2 protein-coding genes are annotated in these 3,855 nt (G+C 74.5%); both read right to left on the bottom strand.

Annotated features, from left to right (window positions below):
* A partial coding sequence (locus ACFV6I_RS32360) for a molybdopterin-dependent oxidoreductase (RefSeq protein WP_380429171.1) occupies positions 1-2,711 on the bottom strand: 2,711 nt, incomplete at its 3' end.
* Positions 2,708-3,622: an FAD binding domain-containing protein gene (locus ACFV6I_RS32365; RefSeq protein ID WP_380429173.1), complete on the bottom strand. Its 915-nt coding sequence runs from the start codon at positions 3,620-3,622 to the stop codon at positions 2,708-2,710. The genes ACFV6I_RS32360 and ACFV6I_RS32365, both read right to left, overlap by 4 nt.
* Positions 3,623-3,855: the final 233 nt, after the last annotated feature.

A 3,855-nucleotide genomic window follows, 5' to 3' on the forward strand; every position in this document is an offset into this window, starting at 1 on the left:
TGCCAGACCTGGTCGCGCAGGAACGGCGGGTCGGTGAAGCGGATGCCGGTGGCGTCGCGCAGGGCGTTGGCGAAGGCGGGGGCGACCGGGTTGAACGGGCTCTCGCTCATCGACTTGGCGCCGAGCGGGCCGATCGCGTCCGAGGTGGTCGAGAAGTGCACCTCGGTGCGCGGCACGTCGGCGTACGCGGGCAGGCGGTAGCGGCGGAAGGCGGCCGTGGTGACCTCGCCCCGGTCGTCCAGCAGCACCCGTTCGAACAGCGTCGCGCCGAGCGCCTGGGCGACCCCGCCCTCGACCTGCCCGCGGCACTGCATCGGGTTCATCACCCGCCCGGCGTCGGCGCCGTGCACGCTGCGCAGGATCCGGATCTCCCCGGTGCCCGGGTCGACGGCGAGGCGGAACCACTGCGAGTTGAACGCCACCGAGCGCGGCGAGCCGCCCCAGTGCCCGGTGCCGACGAGGTCGACGCCGCGTTCGCGCGCCGCCGCGTGCAGTTCCTTCAGCGGGATGCCGCGCCCGTCGCAGTCGACGGCCTCGGCGCCGAGCCGGACCAGGCTGCGCGGGGTCCGCGCGTACTCGGCGGCGAAGCCGGTCAGCCGTTCGGCGAGCGCGTTCGCGGCCCGCATCACCGCCTTGCCCGCGACCACCGTCCCCGCCGAGCCGAAGGCGCCGGTGTCGTGCCGGACGACGTCGGTGTCGGACTGCCGGATCGCGATCCGGTCGACGGTGGTGCCGAGCGCGCCCGCGGTGATCTGCTGGTGCACGGTGGTCGTGCCGTTGCCGAACTCGGCCGTCCCGACGGCGACGTCGTAGCTGCCGTCCTCCAGCAGGGCGACGGCGGCGTCGGCGAAGTGCCCGCCGGGCGGGCCGGTGGCGATCATCGCCATGGCGAAGCCCTGCCCGACCAGCCAGCCCTCGGGGGCGTCCGCCGCGCTGCGGTCGTTCGCGAGCGCGTCGCGGACGACTTGCAGGCACTGGTCGAGGCCGTAGCTGGCGATGTGCAGGTCCTCCTCCTCGCCGCCGGGGCTGAGCAGGTGCTCGCCGGGGCCGATGACGTTGCGCTCGCGGAACTCCAGCGGGTCGATGCCCAGCCGGCGGGCCAGTTCGTCCATCGCCGACTCCACCGCGAAGGTCACCTGCCCGAGCCCGTAGCCCCGGAAGGCGCCGGCCGGCACGCAGTTGGTGTACACCGAGTACGCCTCGACCTTCTTGTGCGGCACCCGGTAGACGCCCATCGACTCGCCGACGCTGTGGAACATCACCGCCGGGCCGTGGTTGCCGTACGCGCCGGTGTTGGACACCACCCGGAAGCTGAGTGCCGTGAGCGTGCCGTCCGCCTTCGCGCCCGCCTTGACGGTGATCGTGAACGGGTGCCGGGTGGTGGCGCCGTAGAACTGCTCGGCCCGGGTGAACTCCAGCTTCACCGGCCGGCGCAGCCGCAGCGCCGCCAGCACCGCGATGTCCTCGGTCAGCATCTCCTGCTTGCCTCCGAAGCCGCCGCCGACCCGGCCCGCCACCACCCGGACCTCCTCCTCCGGCAGGTCGAACAGGGCGCAGAGCGCGCGCCGGGTGAGGAACGGCACCTGGGTGCTGGAGCGCACCACCAGCCGCTCGCCGGCGCCGTCCTCCCGCTCCTCGAAGGAGACGACGCAGCCGTGCGTCTCCAGGCTGGCGTGCTGCACCCGCTGGGTGCGGAAGGTCTCCTGGTAGACCGCGTCGGCCTCGGCGAAGCCCTGCTCCACGCTGCCGATCTCGCCGTGCACCTCGCCGCACACGTTGTGCTCCGGCCGGGCGATCCGGGCCTGCGGCCCCTTGGCGTGCAGGACCGGCGCGCCGGGCGCCATCGCCTCCTCCGGGTCCAGCACGTACGGGAGTTGCTCGTACTCGACGGCGATCCGGCGGCAGCCCTCCTCGGCGGCGGCCTCGCTGTCGGCGACGACTGCGGCGACCCGCTGGCCGACGAAGCGGACGACGTCGTCCAGCAGCCGGGTGTCGTCCGGGTCCTCGGTCGGGTGCTCGTGCCGGGCCGAGGAGTACAGCCGCTCGGGCGCGTCGTGGTGGGTGAACACCGCGTGCACGCCGGGCACGCGCAGCGCGGCCGCGGTGTCGATGGCGACGATCCGGGCGTGCGGGTGCGGGGAGCGCAGCAGCTTCAGGTGCAGCAGCCCCGGCACCTCCACGTCGAAGGTGTAGCGGGCGGTGCCGGTGACGACCTGCGGCCCGGCGGGCGCGCCGAGGCTGCGGCCGACGGCGCGGCCGGCCTCGGGCTCCTCGGTGTGCCGGACACCGCGGATCGCGTCCTCGATCGCCCGGTAGCCGGTGCAGCGGCACAGGTTGCCCTTCAACGACCTGGGGAGGTCGGTGAGTTGCTCCTCATCGAGGGCACTGGCGGTCATCAGGAAGCCGGCCGTGCAGAAGCCGCACTGGAAGCCCTGGGCGTCCAGGAACCGCTGCTGCATCGGGTGCAGTTCGCCGTCCTTGGCCAGGCCCTCCACCGTGGTGACGCACCGCCCCTCGGCGCGCGCCGCCGGGTAGAGGCAGCTGTGCACCGGGGTGCCGTCCACCTGCACGGTGCAGGCGCCGCAGTCGCCGGCGTCGCAGCCCTTCTTCACCCCGAACCAGCCGCGCTCGCGCAGGTAGGTGCGCAGGCACTGGCCCGGGCGGGGTTCGGCGTCGAAGTCCCGTTCGTTGACGCGGATCGAGAAGCTCATGCGGCGGCCTCCTCGGCCAGGCCCGGCCCGGTCGAGTCCGGTTCAGCCAGGTCCGGTCCAGCCAGGCCCGGCCCGGCCGTACTCGGCGAGGCCGGCCGGGCGGGGTCCAGTTCGCGGCGGATCTGCTCGGCGAACCGGAAGGTCAGGTGCCGCCGCCAGGCGGGCAGTCCGTGGATGTCGTCGACGTACTCCTCGGGCCGGATGCCGTCTCGGACCGCCTCCTCGACGGCGGCCGCGTTCGGCCCCGGCGGGAACCAGAGCCGGATCGGGCGGACGGTGGCGGCGGTGACGGTGATGGTCAGCGAACCGTCCACCGGGTCGAGGGTGCCGATCAGCAGCGCGCCGGAGCGGCCCAACCCGTACAGCGAGGCCTGGCGGAACGCCGTCCGGGCCGCCAGCGCCCGGCCCGGCAGGGTGATCGAGCGCAGCAGCTCACCCTGCCGCAGGTCCTTGACACCGGCGCCGGTGACGAACTCCGCTACCGGGACGCGGCGTTGCTCCCCCGACGGGGCCCGCAGCAGGCAGACCCCGTCCAGGGCGGCGGTCAGCGAGATCATCGGACCGGCGGGCAGGCCGTTGCACAGGTTGCCGCCGACGGTGGCCATGTTCCAGATCTTCCAGGAGGCCAGGAACGCCCGGCAGCACTGCTCGAACAGCGGCGCCGCCGTCCAGGCGGCGGGCTTGGGGTGGCGGGAGAGCTGGGCGACCGTGCAGGTCGCGGCGATCTCCAGGCCGCCGTCCGGGGTCGGGGTGAGCGGCTCCCAGCCCATCCGGCCGAGGTCGATCAGCCGGCGGATGTGCGGCTGCGGCTCGGAGAACAGGTACGTCCCGCCGCCGAGCCAGGCGTCCCCGGGCCGCCAGGTGCCGCCCCGGCGGGCGTCGCACAGCTCGGCCACCGTGTTCAGATCCATGTCGCTCCATCGCCCCTGGCCGGTCCCGTTCCTTCGGTACGGCGATTGAAGCGGCGGCGACCGGTCGGGCACGAGTGGGCCCGCACACCAGCCGCACCCGGCCCCACCTGGTCGATCCTCCAACGGCGGGCCCTCGCACCGGCCCCCCCACTAGGCCCCGGGGGGGAGTGTGGGGGGGGGGGGGGGGGTGTGGTGGCCACGGCACCGGTGTTGACCCCCCCGGCCCCGCCGCG

The sequence above is a fragment of the Kitasatospora sp. NPDC059803 genome, assembly GCF_042732255.1.
Classification (GTDB): domain Bacteria; phylum Actinomycetota; class Actinomycetes; order Streptomycetales; family Streptomycetaceae; genus Kitasatospora.

Coding starts and splice junctions, on each gene's coding strand:
- ACFV6I_RS32365 (WP_380429173.1), bottom strand. CDS start 3,622: ATGGATCTGAACACGGTGGCCGAGCTGTGCGACGCCCGCCGGGGCGGC.